Source organism: Nocardia sp. NPDC004860 (assembly GCF_040609015.1).
In the GTDB taxonomy this organism is placed as follows: Bacteria; Actinomycetota; Actinomycetes; order Mycobacteriales; family Mycobacteriaceae; genus Nocardia.
Map to the genome: position 1 here is coordinate 196,802 of NZ_JBEXJI010000001.1, position 16,838 is coordinate 213,639.

Annotated in this window: 11 protein-coding genes; 7 read left to right on the forward strand and 4 right to left on the reverse strand. The window is 68.4% G+C overall.

Annotation, left to right across the window (positions count from 1 at the left end; translation table 11 throughout):
• Nucleotides 1-184 precede the first annotated feature (184 nt).
• The gene (locus ABZV44_RS00935; protein ID WP_354830348.1) at nt 185-814 is read left to right on the forward strand and encodes a hypothetical protein; all 630 of its coding nucleotides are present in this window, start codon (nt 185-187) and stop codon (nt 812-814) included.
• Here ABZV44_RS00935 and ABZV44_RS00940 read toward each other — a convergent pair.
• The gene (locus tag ABZV44_RS00940) at nt 731-3,319 is read right to left on the reverse strand and encodes a hypothetical protein (RefSeq protein ID WP_354830349.1); all 2,589 of its coding nucleotides are present in this window, start codon (nt 3,317-3,319) and stop codon (nt 731-733) included. The genes ABZV44_RS00935 and ABZV44_RS00940 overlap by 84 nt on opposite strands.
• 79 nt (nt 3,320-3,398) lie before the next feature.
• A complete protein-coding gene (locus ABZV44_RS00945) occupies nt 3,399-6,128 on the reverse strand; it encodes an ATP-binding cassette domain-containing protein (protein WP_354830351.1) in 2,730 nt (909 codons plus the stop codon).
• 148 nt (nt 6,129-6,276) lie between these two features.
• On the opposite strand from ABZV44_RS00945, the gene ABZV44_RS00950 reads away from it, so the two are divergent.
• Nucleotides 6,277-7,716, forward strand: coding sequence for a metallopeptidase (locus ABZV44_RS00950; protein ID WP_354831593.1), 1,440 nt, complete (start codon nt 6,277-6,279; stop codon nt 7,714-7,716).
• 169 nt (nt 7,717-7,885) lie between these two features.
• On the opposite strand, the gene ABZV44_RS00955 is transcribed toward ABZV44_RS00950, so the two are convergent.
• Nucleotides 7,886-9,229, reverse strand: a complete 1,344-nt coding sequence (locus ABZV44_RS00955) for an FHA domain-containing protein (RefSeq protein ID WP_354830352.1) — start codon at nt 9,227-9,229, stop codon at nt 7,886-7,888.
• 269 nt (nt 9,230-9,498) lie between these two features.
• Between ABZV44_RS00955 and ABZV44_RS00960 the strand changes: the two genes are divergently transcribed.
• The 5 genes from ABZV44_RS00960 (at nt 9,499) to ABZV44_RS00980 (ending at nt 14,378) form a co-directional block, all read left to right on the forward strand.
• The gene (locus ABZV44_RS00960; RefSeq protein ID WP_354830353.1) at nt 9,499-11,073 is read left to right on the forward strand and encodes a serine/threonine-protein kinase; all 1,575 of its coding nucleotides are present in this window, start codon (nt 9,499-9,501) and stop codon (nt 11,071-11,073) included.
• A 49-nt stretch (nt 11,074-11,122) separates the two neighbouring features.
• Nucleotides 11,123-12,358, forward strand: coding sequence for a hypothetical protein (locus tag ABZV44_RS00965; RefSeq protein WP_354830355.1), 1,236 nt, complete (start codon nt 11,123-11,125; stop codon nt 12,356-12,358).
• A gap of 36 nt (nt 12,359-12,394) precedes the next feature.
• Complete coding sequence (locus ABZV44_RS00970; protein ID WP_354830357.1) at nt 12,395-13,597, forward strand: hypothetical protein; 1,203 nt, start codon at nt 12,395-12,397, stop codon at nt 13,595-13,597.
• Nucleotides 13,598-13,696: 99 nt separating this feature from the next.
• Complete coding sequence (locus ABZV44_RS00975) at nt 13,697-14,026, forward strand: WXG100 family type VII secretion target (protein WP_354830358.1); 330 nt, start codon at nt 13,697-13,699, stop codon at nt 14,024-14,026.
• 49 nt (nt 14,027-14,075) lie between these two features.
• A complete protein-coding gene (locus tag ABZV44_RS00980; RefSeq protein WP_354830360.1) occupies nt 14,076-14,378 on the forward strand; it encodes a WXG100 family type VII secretion target in 303 nt (100 codons plus the stop codon).
• 126 nt (nt 14,379-14,504) lie between these two features.
• Here ABZV44_RS00980 and ABZV44_RS00985 read toward each other — a convergent pair whose 3' ends face one another.
• Complete coding sequence (locus ABZV44_RS00985) at nt 14,505-16,811, reverse strand: serine/threonine-protein kinase (protein WP_354830362.1); 2,307 nt, start codon at nt 16,809-16,811, stop codon at nt 14,505-14,507.
• Nucleotides 16,812-16,838 lie beyond the last annotated feature (27 nt).

Genomic DNA, 16,838 nt, shown 5'->3' on the forward strand with positions numbered 1-16,838 from the left:
AACGAGCCACCTTACCAGCGGGGGTGGCCGTCTCCCGAATCGGTCCCGGCGGGCTGGGAACACCCGATCGAAGAGTGATTCATCTCACAGGCTAAGCGGAATGAGTTCCTCCGGTACGGGCATTGTATGGAGAACGGGAACCATCGCGACGGTTGGTCCAGCCGTCCTGCCAATGGAGGCCGCCATGGCGATCAGCACCCAGCCGACCTATTCGCGCGCAGCAGCGACGCCCCACCCGCATGCGGCCGCCATGCGCCGGATCCTGCTGACCGTCGTGACCGGCAGTCTGGTCTTCCTGATCCCCTGGATCGCGTACCTCTCGGTCAGCCTGCCCTCCGAACGGCAGGTGAGCCAGTGGGACATCGCGTGGGTGGGCTTCGATTTCGCGCTGGTCGGCGCGATCGGCATGACCGCCTGGCACGCCTGGCGACGCCGGCAGGTCTTCATTCCGTGGGCGATGATCACCGGGACCCTGCTGATCTGCGATGCCTGGTTCGACATCGTGCTCGACTGGAACAGCCCGGATCTGTGGTTCGCCCTGCTCTCCGCCGGCATCGGCGAGCTGCCGCTGGCCGCGCTGCTGTTCTACGCGGCCCGGCGGCTGCTGCGACTCACCATCGAACGCGCCTGGGCGCTGACCGGTCACACCGGACCCGCGCCCCGGGTCTCCAGGGTCGAGCTGCTGACCGCCACCAACTGGCTGCGGCTCGACGATCTCGCGGCGAACGGATCAGATGTGCAGGGGCGGGCCCGGATCGGCGCCGCGCGCGGGTCCGGGAATGGTGTAGCGCAGCGTGTCGATGCCGAAGCGTAGACAGTCCTGATCCCTGGGATCACCGACGGTGGCGATGCCCGCATGCGGGAGGCCGGACACGAACGGGGTCACGGCGCAGGATTCGTTGACCGGGCTCACGGTCCCGCCACCGACCCGAATCACGGTGTCGGCGGGCGTGGTTGACGCGACCGGGTCGGACCGCTGGTCGGAGTGCGCGCCCAGCAGCGACAGCGCCGCCGCGCCGACAATGATCGGAGCGCCGAAGGGCTTGCGCATCTTGTTCCACAGCTTGCCCTTGCGCTGCTTGCGGTCGCTCTCGGAGCCGGATTCCGAATCCGGCTGCCCAGCCGCATCTTCCGGCGTTTGCGGATTCGCCCCAGGCGCCCCCGTCGACATCGACCCACCGTACATCCCGCCGGACTGACCAGGAGCATTTCCACCGGATCCAGCAAAACCCCCGCGACCAGAACCGGACGTATCCCCCTCGGGCACATAGGGACCGACCGGGTAGCCGCCGGTGTTGTACCCACCCTGCTGCCCATAGCCGCCCGAGCCGTATCCGCCCTGACCGTACTGTCCGGCGGCACCCTGCTGCGGGGCGTACTGGCCACCCGCATTCGGCTGCGCGCCGCCCGGACCGTAGCCGCCCCGGGCGGCCGCGTCGGAGCTCGGAGCATTCGCCGAACCGTAGCCCGCAGCAGCCGGATAGCCGGAAGACCCGGCGCCCGGTCCGGATTGACCGGAACCGTAGGAACCACCGGGTCCGTACTGGCCGGCGGGCTGGCCGTAGCCCGGCTGCCCGGCCGCCTGGCCGTAGCCGCCGGCCGGCCCGTAACCGCCGGAGCCGTACGGTCCGGCGGGCGCACCGCCCGAACCCTGTTGCGCGCCTCCGGCACCCGTGCCCGGTGGCGCACCTGCACCCGAGCCCGGCCCGGCATCGGCGGCGGGCGTGCCCGGCTGACCGAATCCCTGCTGGCCCGCCCCGGCGCCGCCCTGGCCCATGACCGTGGTCAGCTGATCATCGGCCGGCGACCCGGGCGGCCGCATGAACCGGCCACCCACGCCCTCCAGCCCGGGCGGCAGCGTGCCGCGGCCGCCGGCCACCGGCTGCGGCCCGGTGCTCGGATTCTCGGTGCCACGGGGAACCCCTTGGCCCGCATCGCCACTCGGCGACTGCCCCGCCGCCTGCGCGGTGAGCCGCGCGGCCTCCTCGGCCGTCATTCGCTGGGTCAGGCCGCCGGGTCCGGTCGGCGTGCCCGCGCCACCGCTCTGAGATGCGGCCTCCTGCGCGGTGATTCTCCTGGTGAGACCTGCTGCCGCGGGATCGGCGACGGCCTGTGGGCCGGTCCCGGCTGCCTGCTTCGCCTGGGCGGCGGCGGTGATGGCCGCGGCCTCCTCGGCGGTGAGGCGGACGGTCGCACCCGCCGGGTCGGCACCCGAGTGATCCGGCGCGGCGGCGGGATCGACCGTGGGCTGCGGGCCGGTGCCGCGCGCGGAATCCGGTCGCTGCGCACCGGATTCGGGTGTGGGCGGTGAATCCATGTGCCGGGGAATCAATTCCGGCTGGTGGGCCAGCGGCTCGGGCTGACGCTGCAGTGGCTGCCCGGCGGCCGGGCCGCCGGTGACATGACGCGGACCCTGCTCGATCGGGCGCGCATCGGCGCCGGCCGGCTGCGGCGCGGCGGCCGCGGGCCGGTCGTAGGCCGGGTCGCCCTCGCTGTCGGCGACCAGCAGATGGGTCGCGCCCAGGACCAGGGCGTGCATCGGGTGGTCGGCGACCTGGAAGCGGTGGCCGAGATGGTTCTGAAAGGCCAGGCGCAGTGCGTCGTTGAAGCACACATTGCCGGTGAGCAGCACGGTCGAGGTGTCGGCATTGATGGCGCGGGCCGCGGCCATCACCTCGATGACCACATTGTCGGCGGCGTGGGCCTCGTGCAGCGCCTCGGCGGTGATGGCGACGCTGACCGACTCGGTGGGCTGATCGTCATTGCCGTGGACGGCGACGACCAGGCATTCACGACCGTCGGAGTAGACGCCGACCGCGCCGACCGCCGGACCGCGACCGGGCGCGCGCACCAGACCGAGGGCGCGGACATAGCCGGAGAGCGCGACCGATTCGGGCAGCGGCTCGGCGGGCACGCCGAGTTGCTCTACGAGGCGCACGAATTCGTCGACCTTGGGGTCGGGCCATTCATCGGGGAAGGGCAGCGCGAGCACATCCGGCGCACCGCCCAGGTGCTCGACGATGGACGCGAGCGGATTGTGCAGGCGGGCCCGGAAGACCAGCTCGGCCGGCCAGGTCGCCCCGGCCACCACGATCTGCGGGTGCCCGATGATGTCGCGCACATCGGAGATGGCGATGCCGACATCGGGACGCCGGTCCACGCCGGCGGTGTGCAGCCGGCCGGACGAATCCGCCAGCAGGTATGCGGGTGGTGTGTATGTGCTTTCGACCTGGACCGGGCGAATGGGCGAACCGCCGCCACCGGCGGCCACCGACACCACGTCCCAGCCGAGATGCACTGCACCAACTCGAGCCGTCACAGTCATCAGTCTGCCTGCTCGCTTCGCAGTGCGCGCGACCGAATCCACACTTCGCACCCCCGCCTGCGCGAATGGCCGATCACGCAGCCGACTTCTTCAAGCGCAGGCGCGACCAGGTGAACAGGGCGAGCAGCACGGCGATCACGGCGAGCACGGAGACATCCAGTGCCCACGCGCCGACGGTGTGCTTCCAGAAGTGGTCCTGCTGCGCCGCCGCCGAGGCCGACAGATTGGGCAGATCGACCGTGGACGCTCCCGCGGAGTAGCCCCAGCGCGAGGGGAACAGCCAGGAAAGCTGGTCCAGCACAACGCGGCCCGTCACCGGGATCATGCCGCCCGCCATCACCAGCTGCGCCATGATGATCACCACCAGCAGCGGCATCACCTGCTCGTTGGACTTGGCCAGCGCGGACAGCGCCAGACCCAGCACCACACAGGTCACCGCGGTGAGGGCGACATCGAGATACAGCTCGGCCGGGCCGTAGGGAATCACCGCGCCCTTGCTCGGCGGCTTCTTCACCGCCAGCACGATGCCGATCATCACAGCCGACTGCAGCAGTGCCGCAAGGCTGAAGACCACGACCTTCGACATCAGGTATGCGCCGGAACGCAATCCGACCGCACGCTCCCGGTAGTAGATGGCCCGCTCGCCGACCAGGTCACGCACCGTGAGCGTGGCGCCCATGAAGCAGGCGCCGAGGATGAGCACCACCAGCAGCTGCTGGGCCTCGCCATTGTTGGCGCGCACGAAACTGCCGTCGGGCGCCTGCACGAAGCCGACGGACTCGAATCCGCTCTTGCCCTGCACGACCAGCGACAGGCCGCCCAGCACGAACGGCAGGATCGCGAGGAACGCCAGATAGCCGCGGTCGGCGAAGATGAGCCGCAGCTGCCGCCGCGACAGCGTGGAGAACTGTTTGAGCGGACTGGATTTCGGCGCCTTCGCCCGTTCCACCGGTTTGACCGGCGCGGGCGGCTCCGCGAACGCTTGGCGGGAGCGGAAATTCGCGAAGGCCCCGTCCGGATCGGTGGCGACGCGGCCGAAGATCTCGGCCCAGTCGCTGGTGCCCATGACGTGGCCGACGCTGCCCGGGTGCCCGCAGAAGGCGGTCTTACCGCCCGGCGCGAGCAGCAGCACCTGATCGCACATGTCCAGGCAGGCCACCGAGTGGGTGACCACGATGACGGTGCGCCCGGCATCGGCCAGTTCCCGCAGCATGGTCATGACCTGGCGGTCCAGCGCGGGGTCCAGGCCCGAGGTGGGCTCGTCCAGGATCAGCAGCGAGGGACCGGTGAGCAGCTCCATGGCCACCGAGGCGCGTTTGCGCTGACCGCCGGAGAGCCGGTCCACGCGGGTGTCGGCGTGCTGGGTGAGCGAAAGTTCCTTCAGCACATCGGCGATCACCTGCTGGCGGTCGGCCTTGCTGGTGTCCGGGGGCAGGCGCAGCTGGGCGGCGAAGTTGAGCGCCTGCTTGACCGTCAGCTGCCGGTGCAGCACGTCGTCCTGCGGCACCATGCCGATACGAGAGCGCAGCGCCTCGTACTCGGCGTGCAGGTTGCGGCCCTCGAAGGTGACCACGCCCGCGGACGGATGCGTCGTTCCCGCAATGAGTTTCGACAGGGTCGACTTGCCCGCGCCGGAGGGGCCGATCAGCGCGGTCAGGGAGCCGCGCCCGGCCTGCATGTTCACGTCGATGAGCAGCTGCTTGTTGCCCTCGACGGTGAACGAGACGCCGTGCACGTGCAGGCCCTGCTCGGCGACCGGCCGCTGGCGATGGACCAGCGTGCCCTCCTGCACGACGAAGTCGACGTTACCGATGGTGACGATGTCGCGTTCACGCAGCAGCGCCCGCTGCTCGCGGCGGCCGTTGACGAAGGTGCCGTTGGCCGAGCCCAGGTCCTCGATGGCCAGGCCCTGCCGGTCCGGCACCAGGCGGGCGTGCCGGCGCGAGGCCATCGGGTCGTTGACCACGATCTGGTTGTCGCTGGTGCGGCCGATGTTGAGGCCGTCGCGCGGAATCCGGTCGGCGCGCGCGATGGCCGCGGTGGAGGCGCGGGCGCGGATCGGCGGCAGCAAGGAGGTGTCCGCCTTGGTGGTCATATTGATGTTGTCAGCGGCGGCCGGGGGCGGCGTATTCACCGGCGGGCGCGGCACATTCGGCGTCGCCGAGGTGCCGGGAGGCGGAGTCTGCCGCTGCTGCAGGGGATTCGGCTGCTGGTGCGGTACCGGGTGCGGCAGTTGATGCTGCGGCCCGGACGCGGGCCGGTTCACCGGCGGCCGCTGCGCGAGGTTCGGGTTGGCCTGGGCCGGGTTGGGCCAGGCCTGCTGCGGATTGGGCCGCTGCTGCACCGGCGGGCGCTGCGCGAAGGGCTGTACCGGCGGCTGCTGGGCCTGCTGCGGCTGACCCGCCTGCGGCATCGGCCGCGACGGCGGCCGGTTCGGCGGCGGCATCATGCCCGGACGCTGCTGTTGCGGCGGCGTGCCACCGCCGCGGCTGGTCTGCGGCAGCAGGTGCAGCAGCGGCCCGGTGATGGCATCGCCGAGCCGCACCTGGGTGGGCCGGTTGATGACCAGTGGCGTGGTCAGGCGGCGGGCGTCCACGAAGACGCCGTTGGTGCTGCCATTGTCGCTGAGCATCCACGACCCGGCCTCGTAGCTGAGGGTCGCGTGCACCCGGGACACCAGCGGGCTGTCGACGAACAGCATCACCTCCGGCGCCCTGCCCATGGTGATCTGCTGGGTCGCGTCGAAGACCCGTTCGGTTCCTTCATGACGCACGGTGATCTGCTGCGCCCCCGGTGAAGACATGGCTGGATAATAAGCGAAGCCCCCGGAGTCCGGCGTTGCGCTCATCGGCCGCAGGCCCGATAACGGGACAGAGATCGAATCAGCCTGCGAGGGAGTGCACGTGGCGAGACGCCAGGGGGAGGCGGTGCGCACGCGCCGGTCCGGGGGGATTCGCCGCGTGGTCGTGGTGGCGGGGGTACTGGTGCTCGCGGTCGCGCTCTTGTCCGGATGTACACGAACTGTTCACGGTCGCGCGGTTTCCATCTACGACGACCCGTTCAAGGTGGCCGGTCTGCCCACCACCAGCGGCCCCAGCGGTCCGCGCGCGGGCGCCCCGGATTCGACGCTGACCGCGCAGGATTCCGACGGCGGCCAGGTCGACCACCTGGTTCTCAACGCGCTCGACGATATCCAGACCTATTGGCAGGGCGAGTTCCCGCTGGAGTTCGGCGGCGTCTTCAGCCCGATCGGCAAGTTCATCTCGTGGAGTGCCAAGACGCCGCGCTCGCAGGCCGGGCAGTTCTGCGGGGAGTCCAGCTACCGGCTCGTCAATGCCGCCTACTGCCGCCTGGACGGATCCGTCGGCTGGGATCGCGGGGTGCTGCTGCCCGCGGTGGCCGACGAGTTCGGGAAGATGTCGGTGGTGATGGTGCTGGCCCACGAGTACGGGCACGCCATCCAGGAGATGGCCAAGCTCGTCGGCCGCCGCACCCCGACCATCGTCAAGGAGCAGCAGGCGGACTGCTTCGCGGGGGCGTTCATCCGGAATGTGGCCGAGGGGAAGGCCAAGCACTTCACCATCAACACCTCCGACGGGTTGAACGCGGTGCTGGCCGCCACCGTCGCCTTCCGCGACGCGGACCCGGACGATCCGCAGAACGTGCACGGTTCGGCGTTCGAGCGGGTGACCGCGGTGCAGATCGGTTTCACCGACGGGCCCAAGGGCTGCAAGGCCATCGACCAGAACGAGATCGACCGCCGCCGCGGCGATCTGCCGCAGACCCTCGGCAACGACTCCGGCCACGGCCAGTCCGACGTGAACAAGGCCAACCTCCAGGAGCTGGCCAAGGCCATGGCCGCCATCATGCCGATCCGGGACGAGCCCGGGTACAGCTACGACTCGGCCAAACTGAACTGCCGCAACGGCGCCGACACCGTCCCGGTCACCTACTGCCCCGCCACCAACCTGATCGGCACCGACGTGCCCGCGCTGCACGATCGCGGCGTCTCCAACGCCGACGATCAGGACGCCCTGCCCGCCGATGTGACCGGCGATTTCACCGCCTACATCGTCTTCATCTCGCGCTACACCCTGGCCGTGCAGCATGCCGCGGGACTGCCGCTGAAGGGGGCGAAGACCGGCCTGCGCGCGGCCTGCCTGTCGGGCGTGATCTCCGGAAAGCTGGCCGGCCCCAACCGAAGCAAGTCCCAGGGCGACATCTCGCTGTCGGCGGGCGATCTCGACGAGGCGGTCTCCGGCCTGCTCTCCGACGGCCTGGCCGCCAGCGACACCGACGGCAGGACCGTCCCCAGCGGATTCTCCCGAGTCGACGCCTTCCGCGCCGGTGTCCTCGGCACCCAGGACACCTGCTACTCGCGCTACACATAGCCGCCTCGCAGTTCCGCCTCTCCGCGCCTTCAGCGGACGGCCGGGTGCCGTGAACAGTCGTGCACCCGTGCCGGCGGTTGAGAGCCGAACCGATTCTGGGCGTACCCGGTGAGTTACCCGGACGATGCGAAATCAGTTGTCACGCTGGGATACGAAGAAGCAAGAACGATTACCCGAAGGGCGGAGGCGCTACCGGCTCGAGGCGGAGGACCCGGTTGCCGAGCATGATTTCGGTGCCGGCGGCCAGGGTGAAGGGCTGATTCGGTTGCAGCCGAATCCAATCCCGGTAGCCCTGTGGGCGGACCCGGGTGCCGTTGGTGGAGCCGTGGTCGACGATGGCGATGTCCCAGTTCACCAGGCGGATCTCGGCGTGGACGCGGGACATGCCGCCGGAGTTGTCGTCGATGCGCAAGGGCAGCAGGCCCGCTCGCACCGGATCGGAGTGCTCGGGGTCGCGCCCGACCACGGCGTCGGCGGCCACCATGTAGGTCATGCCGTCGTCGAGTACCAGCATGCCCAGCGGCGGCCGGATCACCTCGGCGGGCTGCTGGGTCTGATCCACGGGCATGCCGCACACGGTGCAGAAAGCCGCCCGCGGATCGCTGGGATGCGCACGTGCGCACTTGAATCCGAGCACCTTCACGGTGAGCGCGGTGGCCTTGGCGGTGGCCTCCAGGCGGCGCTGCAGGTCCGGGTCGGGTTTGGGCGCGGGGTTGGTGCCGTTCGCCTCCCGGGCGCCGCCCATCTCGGTCGGCGCGCGGTGCAGGTCGATGCCCTCGGTATCCGGATCATCCTGGGCGGGTCCGGGCTCCGGGTCCAGGCTCGCCGGAATGCGATCGGAGGTGCGGGTCGGAATCAGGTTGGGGTCCAGGGGAATCGCTTCCGGCTGCGGATCCCGCTCCGCGTCGAACGCCGCGGTCGGCGGCGGCGGTTCCACGGCCCGCTGCCGCGCCCCGGCCGGGCGCCCGGGTCGTCGCGACACCACCGGCTCGCCCTCGAACCACACCACCGCGCCCGCCGCCGGCGCGAGTCCCTCGATGAGCGAACCGATTCCGCGCCCGGGTAGCTCCGGCGGCCGGTTCCCGTCGATGAACAGGGCGGCGGCCCGCGCGGGCCGTTCGGCCACCCGGTCCACGGTGAAGGCGGCATCACTGCCGCGGTAGTACTCGACCGCGGACCCGGCCAGCAGCGCCGTCACCGATCCGTGCAGGAAGATCGCCAGGCCACCGGTGTCGGCGGCGGTCAGGATGCCGAATTCGATGGGCGCGCCGGGCGAAATGCGCTCGGCCTCCTTCATCAGCCAGCGGGTGGCCTGCCGCGCGACCAACCGGCCCGGCCCGTCCGGTGCCTGATCCGTCGCGTCCGCGACCAGCTCGCCCAGCGCCCGCGCCGCCACCACGGCCCGCGATCCGGGCGTGAGCGCCCCCGGCTCCCGATGCGCCACCAGGATGACCGCACCCGCCACCCGGCTCACCACATGGCTGCCCGCGACCACCTCGACCTGCCGATCCATCAAGGGAACCGACCCCCGAGGAGCACACGGCAGGGATTGTTCAACACAGCACCCAGGTTACGTCCCGGCCCCGGACCACAGAGCCGCCCCATCCCTCGGTCCATTCGACTGAGGAGTTTTCGTATGCCAAAGTGGCCACTGATCTCGTACCGATTGGGGTAACTCCCCGGGTACGTCCAAAATCGGTTCGGCACCGGGCCGCCGGCACGGGTGCAGTACGGCCCACGGCTCTCAGCCGCCCGCTGAAGTCTCGGGGAGGCGGCGTTGTGATGAGTCCAGGCACCATCGTCGGCGGGTATCGGATCGTCCGCGTACTCGGGTCCGGCGGCATGGGCACGGTTTACCTGGCCAAACATCCCGAACTACCACGCATGGACGCGCTCAAGGTGCTCTCCTCCGATCTGACCACAAACGAGGAGTTCCGCGGCCGCTTCGAACGCGAGGCGAATGTGGTTGCGGGCATGGACCACCCGAATATCGTCTCGGTCCACAACCGTGGCGAGGAGAACGGCCGGCTGTGGATCGCCATGCAGTATGTCGAGGGCACCGACGCCGCGGCCGAACTCAAGCGTGATCCGGCCGCGGTGCCGCCGCTGCGCGCGCTGTCCATCGTCACCCAGATCGGCCGCGGCCTGGACTACGCGCACCGCCGCGGCCTGCTGCACCGGGATGTGAAGCCCGCCAACTTCCTGCTCTCCAGCGTCGACGGCGAGGACGAGCGCGCCCTGCTCGCCGACTTCGGCGTCGCCAAGTCCACCGAGGACACCACCGAGCTCACCCAGACCGGCAGCTTCGTGGCCACCATCGCCTACGCGCCGCCGGAACAGCTGTCGGGCCGGCCGCTGGACCACCGCGCCGACATCTACAGCCTCGGCTGCTCCTTCTTCAAGCTGCTGACCGGCCGGAACCCTTATCCCGCAACGCAACCGGCGCTGGTCATGATGGGTCATCTGCACGAGCCGCCGCCGCGCGCCACCGACGTCGACCCGCGCCTGCCCGCGGCGCTGGACGAGATCTTCGCGCGGGTCATGGCGAAGAACCCGGCCGAGCGTTTCAACTCCTGCCGCGAGTTCACCGACGCCGCCACGGCCGCCCTGGTGCCCGGCTACAACCCGGTGTCGACCACCACCTCACCGACCTATCCGATCCAGGTCGCACCGCCGAGCATGCTGCGATCCGGCGGCGAAACCACAGGCGGCATACCGCTTTCCGCGTCGGAGCCGACCGAGACGGGGCCGGCCCCGCGCAACCGCAACCGGCTCTACATCGGGATCGGCGCGGCGGTGGTGGCGGTCGCGCTGGCCGTGGGCATCGCGATCGTGGCCTCCGGCGGCGAGACCAACTCCGCCACCACGGCTTCCAGCGCCGGACCCGCCGCAACCACCACGGTGGATCCCAATCTGAGCCCGGTGGACAAGGCGCGCAAGGACAATCCCGCCTTGGCGGGCAAGACCGTCACCATGGTCGACGTGACCGGTGCGCAGTTCAACACCAAATACAGCATCTACCTGGCCGGCACCCCGCAGGCGAAGTTCCTGGAGAGCCTCGGCTTCGTCTACAACAACGAGTACCAGCCCAAGGGCGACGAAACCTCTCCCCGCCCCTCCGATGGCTACGGATCGCTGACCGTGCCCGACGATTCCTACATCATCGCGGTGCGCAGCGACGAAAAGGCCGGTGGCGGTGGGCTGCTCGGCCTGCCGAACGAGATCACCAGCTCGCGCGCCATTGTCGTCCCGCTCGATGATCCGGCCGCGGTGGCCGCGCTGCGCGGCTGGACCCCGGATTCCACGCAGACCCTGATCAACAAACTGGTTCCGGTGCTGCACAACAGAATCAAGTAGCGGTTACGACCGATAGTTCGTACCGATTGTTGCTGATGGAGGGGGAAGCATGCGCACGGTGAGACGGGCGGCCGTGGCCGTCGCCCTGGTGGTATCGGCGGTGGTGACAGCCGCCTGCGGCTCGGATACCGAAGCGGCCCCGGCGACGCCCGCCGAACCGGTGATCGACCTGAGCAAGCTCGACACCGGCAATCTGCCCACCCAGCCCAAGCACTACGACAAGGCGGCCAACCCCGACCTGGCGCGCGTCGTGCAGGCCGAGCGGCTGGCCAACTACATTCCCCTGCCGTCCGAGGTGAATCCACAGGTCAGGTACCCGGCAGCCGCAGTGAACGGCGCCATCCGCCCGTTCATCGATTTCGGTTCGGGCGCCATGACACTGCGCACCAACGCCAAAGCCGATGCGCTGAAGGCCGCGGCCCCAGGGTTCATCTCGGGCTTCGTCACCACCGGCAACTCCGACAAACAGGCAACCCTGGCCTACGAGCACTCGAACGTCGTGCTGCTGTTCACCGACGAGGCCGCGGCGAGCGCTGCCGCTCGGGCCCTGGGCCAGACCGACTTCGATGCCGTCCCGGGCAGCCAGCGCTTGCGGATCGACAAGTATCCGGACGCGTTCGTCTACCTCGACACCCAGTACAACTTCAATGCCACCGTCCGATCCTGGTATGCCACCGGCAGATTCGTCCTCTTCACCTATGTCTGGGATGACGTGATGGCCGAGACCGGGGTGAGCGATCCGGCCAAGCTCATTGCCCGGGCGCAGCTCGGCCTCGACGCCATCCCGCCCGCCCTCGCCAAGTTCCCGGTCATTCCCCAGGACCAGCTGACCGAACAGGCCGTCGATATGGACGGAGTCCTCGGGCGCACGCTGCCGACCGTGTACGACGATCGATCCGAGCGCGGCATTCCCGGCGTCTACGACCGGCACGGCGGACTGCAGTTGTTCCCCGGCGACGACAACGCGGCACTGTTCGACAAGGCGGGTGTCGACCGGGTGGCGTTCAACGGCGGCACCGTCTTCCGCGCCCGCGACGCCGCGGGCGCCGACGCGATCGTCGCCGCGCGCAGCGAGACCTCACGCACCTTCCGGCCGGCCGAATCTCCGGTGAACCTGCCGAATGCCCAGTGCCGCAAGTACACCGGTCCCGACAAGTTAGCGATCTCCCACTACTGCTACGTCAGGCACGGTCGCTTCGCCGCCGAGGTTTCGGCAAACCAGCTCCTCGATGCCCAGCAGCGCATCTCGGCGCAGTACGCCCTGCTGGTCAATGCGGAACATTGAGGGGGAACGGAAACCATGCTCTCGCACAAACTTCGAGTGACCGCCCTGCTCACGCTGATCGCAGCCGCGGTGGCGGGGTGCGGCACGACCGTCCAGGGCGGCGCCCGTCCCGGGGAAATCGACGTCCGCACACTGGATGTCGGCACGTACTCCACCGATCCACTGGAGTTGCGCTACGAGTACTTCCCCGACATGGCCAAGGGTTTCGAACTGGCCGAGCAGCGACTGGCCGACCACGTGGTCAACGCCGCGGATGTCGATCCGGAATTCAAGTACAGCACCGGCGTTCAGCCTTTCAAGGATTCGGACGGCGCCACCGCCGTACTGGCCAAGGTCACCGCACCCATCCTCGACGCCGCCAAGATGATGTTCGGTGTCGCGGTGGGGCACAGCGTGAAACAGCCGGACAAGTACGGCAAGACCCCCGACGACAGCGCGTTCACCACGGTGACGGTGATGCAATTCCCCGATGCCGCGGCGGCATCGAAGGCCGCCGCGGACTTGGAGAATGCCGATTTCGGGGTGGCGGCCGAGGTGAATCAGCACGTGTCGCTCTCGAAATACCCTGACGCCCACAGCCATTGGCGTCCCGGCGTGGCCAGCATCGGGTCGACCCTGGCGCACGGCAGCTATGTCGTGGACACCTATCTCGGGGTGGAGGAACCGGACCTGTCGAAACTGACGGCCCTCGCCGAAAAGGTCTACGACGCGCAACTGCCACTGCTGGATTCGCTGCCGCCTCTGGACCGCGAGGGCGTCCTGCGGCTGCCCTTCGACGCGGACGGAATGCTGCGGCGGACCCTCGACACACAGGTCTATTTCGGACCCGACTTCGCCAACCAGGCGGTCGCCGAACCGCGCGGATTCCTGAATCGGGTGAGCGACCAGGACTTCTGGGGGCGGCTGGTCGCCGACAGCGGCATGGACCTATTCACCACCTCCGGTGCGTCCTACGACGGCGTCAGCATGCTCTTCCGCGCGCGGGACGCGCAGGCCGCCGAGCGTCTGTCCGGGGCCATTCTCGCGCACGGCTATTCCGCCGTCGCGGACGCGCCCGCCGGGGTGCCGAACGCGAAATGCGGGGAGACCAGCGACCAGAACCAGAACAGTGGCGCCAAGCGCTTTCGGTGCATGGTCAGCTACCGCCGCTACACGGGTGCGGTCGAGTCGAATCAGCTCGCCGACGCCCATCAGCGGGCGGCCGCCCAGTACGCCTTGCTGGCGAACAGCACCTGGTAGTCGGTTCGGTGGCGAGCTGAGCCGGGTGGAACCGGCGGGTCATGACCTACGTCCAATAGCACTGAGAGGTCGTCCGCCCGCGAATCGAGAGGAGACACCGTGGCCGGTGCATTCGAAGCCAGCAATGAGCTCATCCAGGCCAAGGCCCAGGAGTTCCAGCAGACCCACGACATGCTGATGCATGCCATCGCCGATCTGAAACGCGATGAGGACGGCATGGTCGCCGGTGCGAACTGGAGGGGCGGCGCGGCCGACGCCTTCAATGCGTTCATGCAGCGGTACTACTTCCAGGCCGACAAGCTCAACGACAAGCTGGTACACACCGCCGAGACCCTGATCAAGGTCGGCTCCAACTACGAAGAGCACGACAAGGATTACGAATCCAAGGTCAACGCGCAGATCTCGAGCCTGGACCTCCCGGCTGTCTAGCCGATTCGATCTCCCCCCGCTATTCGGACCAGTGGCAAAGGAATTCACCATGGCAGCAGTAGACGGCCGGATCATCTCCGCCCATTTCGAGGGCGTCGCCGACGGCGCGAACTCGATCATCCGCCGCGCGGAGGTCATCCGCGACCAACTCGAGGCCTTCCACCGCAGCGTGGAGGAGTTCGTCCAGAACAACTGGAAGGGTGACGCCAACGACGCGTTCGCCGACCTCCAGCGCACGTGGAACCAGCACGTCCTCCAGCTCAACACCACCCTCAACGGCGCGGCCACCCTGGTCCGCACCGGCAACGCCGAACTCCAGGCCAAGGACACCGCCCTGGCCGGCCTGTTCTGACCCGCCTTTGGTTTCCGGGTTGTGGGCAGGGCAGTCGGCCCGCGCGGCGGGCTGACTGCCGGATTCCACCGTGTGCCATCCGAACGCATTGCCACGCCGGGCTCTGAAACCTGAACGTCTTGTCCCTCAGGATCTTTGGGCCGACGAGCTGACATGGCGATCAGAACTGTCGAACCAGAAGCGTTCTACCACTCGGGTGAGCGCAGACAAGTCGCCCTCCAACCGGCGGAAGAGCAGATACGAACCCAATGAGCCGAGCACCGCACCCGCACTCAACCACCGAGTCGGACTGATAACAGCCACCGCATCGGCCGAATCGACAAAGGACAACCCGAAGAAGACGCTCAGGAGCGGGATCGAAAACACGATGGCGAGGTAGCTCGGGCAACGACGGGACAGGGCGCGGAGCTGGCGCACGTCGGCGGCCGTGATGTCGCTGTGCAGCAGCAGCGGCGGATAAACACACCTGACCAGGTAGAAGGTCAGGAACAGGAAGGTGTAGCTCACGGCCACCAGCCCGCCGAGGATGTTCGCGAAAACCAGATGCGCGATCAATGATGGCCGCAGTGTCGAAAGCCCGGCGACGGCGACGGTCGCGACAACGGCTCCGAGGACCCAGCCGCCCAGCGTCATGAGGGCGACCCGGTCGCCGAGCCGGAGCAGGTCCACTCTCGCGCGAACGATGGTCGCACGGTCGTACCGCCTGCCCCGGCGGAGCCCGTGCGGAACTCGGATCGCGTACCGGCATGTGAACAGATACAGGCCGGTCGCGAGCGGCATGATTGCCAGGATGATGATCCAGGCGACGTTTCGCAGGTAGTCCCACTGCGTCGATGACAGGTACTTGTTGAGAATCGGCGAGTTGTGGAAGAAGTCGTACAGCATTCCCATCGCGTCGCCGGCCACGAACAACACGACAGGCGCGATCAGGACCCAGGGGGCGAGCCTGGAGCGCCACGTCCCTGGTGGCGGATCGACCAGGTCGCGGGCGCGTGGATCGAGGCAGAGCTCGAGCTGACGCGCGAGTCCGGCTCCGGAGGGATAGCGATCGCCCGGTTGCGGTGCAAGGCACCTCAGCAGCGTGTGGCGCAGTACGGCCGGGCAATCCGCGGGGATGGCCGCCAGGACCTCGCCGGTGATGGCACGGTTGCGAACCGCGATCATCTGCTCCAGAGATGTCGTCGAAAGCCCGGCGTCGGGTGGGTCACTGCATGGTCGACGCCCGGTCAGCAGTTCGAACAACACGACCGCAAGCGAATACAGATCGCTGCGGGTGTCGATGTCGGCAGGAGTCGTCGACATGTCGGGATGACATGCCCGCAGCTGCTCAGGGGACATATAGTCCAACGAGCCGCCGAAGTAGGCGAGGGGGCTGGCTCCCGCGATGTGCCGGCTGAAGCTGATATTGAAGTCCGCAAGCTTGGGGATGCCCTCGGCGGTCAACAGTATGTTCGCCGGCTTCAGGTCGCGATGGAGAATGCCGCAGCGATGTGCGTAGTCGATCGCGCTCGCCAGTCGAACCCCGAGCCATGCGACGGTGTCCGGCCAACTCAGTTCGGCTATCTCACGCCGGAGCGCGGATTCCGCCGGCTCGACGATGCCCCGACGCGATAGCGTGCCGTCGATTGCCTCCAGCAATAGTCGACCGCTCCGCCGCCCGGACTGCGTGGCCTCTATATGACGCAGCACGTCGAGAAGCGTGCCTCCCGGCAGGAACTGCATGTACATGAGTTTCAGGGCACCGTCGTGGAGGATTCGTTGATCGAATACCCGGACGATGTAGTCGTGGTCGAGCTGGGCCAGGGTTTCCGGCTCCCTCCCGTGATTGCGTGAGATCTTCACGGCCACGAACCGCTGCAAAGACCGCTGCCTCGCCAGGAAAACGCGGGCAAAAGCACCGCTGCCCAATCTCATCAGCAAGTCGAAATCGTCGATTCGGCCGCCCGATTCGAATTCTTCGAGCGCGTCGAGAATGCCTGGCTGCACGATCAATGTGCTGTGGTATTCGGGTTCCGCGAGATTCGGCGTCGGCCGAGTCGCCTGAAAAGAGGGGTGTGCGCTGTACTCGTCCGGATCCGGGGCGTCGCCGCCTTTGCGGCGAGCGTGAATCTCCTCGTAAACGAGATCGGGTGGCAGCGGGGCGGTATTGAGCTCGGGATACTCGGCTTGGTAGTCGGCCAGCCGTTTCGGAAATCTGTAGTGGACCCAACGGTAGTCGAGGTCGACCTTGATGAGTTCGATCAGCAGAATTCGGCGATATCCGCCACTCTCCGCGAGGAATGCGTGTGGATCCGGCGGCGAACCCCGCTCCCTCCAAGCGGAAGCGAATCGGTCGATGACCCCCGCTATCAACAGTGCGGCGTTTTCCGGACTGTCGCAGCCGACGTTTATCACGTTGCGCGGACCATTGCGATGGAACCACCTCGTGTTCAACGAGTAACCAATTCAAGTTATCAAACG

Excerpts from the sequence above, each read along its gene's own strand:
- ABZV44_RS00935 (WP_354830348.1), top strand. The coding sequence starts at position 185 with ATGGCGATCAGCACCCAGCCGACCTATTCGCGCGCAGCAGCGACGCCC.
- ABZV44_RS00945 (WP_354830351.1), bottom strand. The coding sequence starts at position 6,128 with ATGTCTTCACCGGGGGCGCAGCAGATCACCGTGCGTCATGAAGGAACC.
- ABZV44_RS00955 (WP_354830352.1), bottom strand. The coding sequence starts at position 9,229 with ATGGATCGGCAGGTCGAGGTGGTCGCGGGCAGCCATGTGGTGAGCCGG.
- ABZV44_RS00960 (WP_354830353.1), top strand. The coding sequence starts at position 9,499 with ATGAGTCCAGGCACCATCGTCGGCGGGTATCGGATCGTCCGCGTACTC.
- ABZV44_RS00965 (WP_354830355.1), top strand. The coding sequence starts at position 11,123 with ATGCGCACGGTGAGACGGGCGGCCGTGGCCGTCGCCCTGGTGGTATCG.
- ABZV44_RS00980 (WP_354830360.1), top strand. The coding sequence starts at position 14,076 with ATGGCAGCAGTAGACGGCCGGATCATCTCCGCCCATTTCGAGGGCGTC.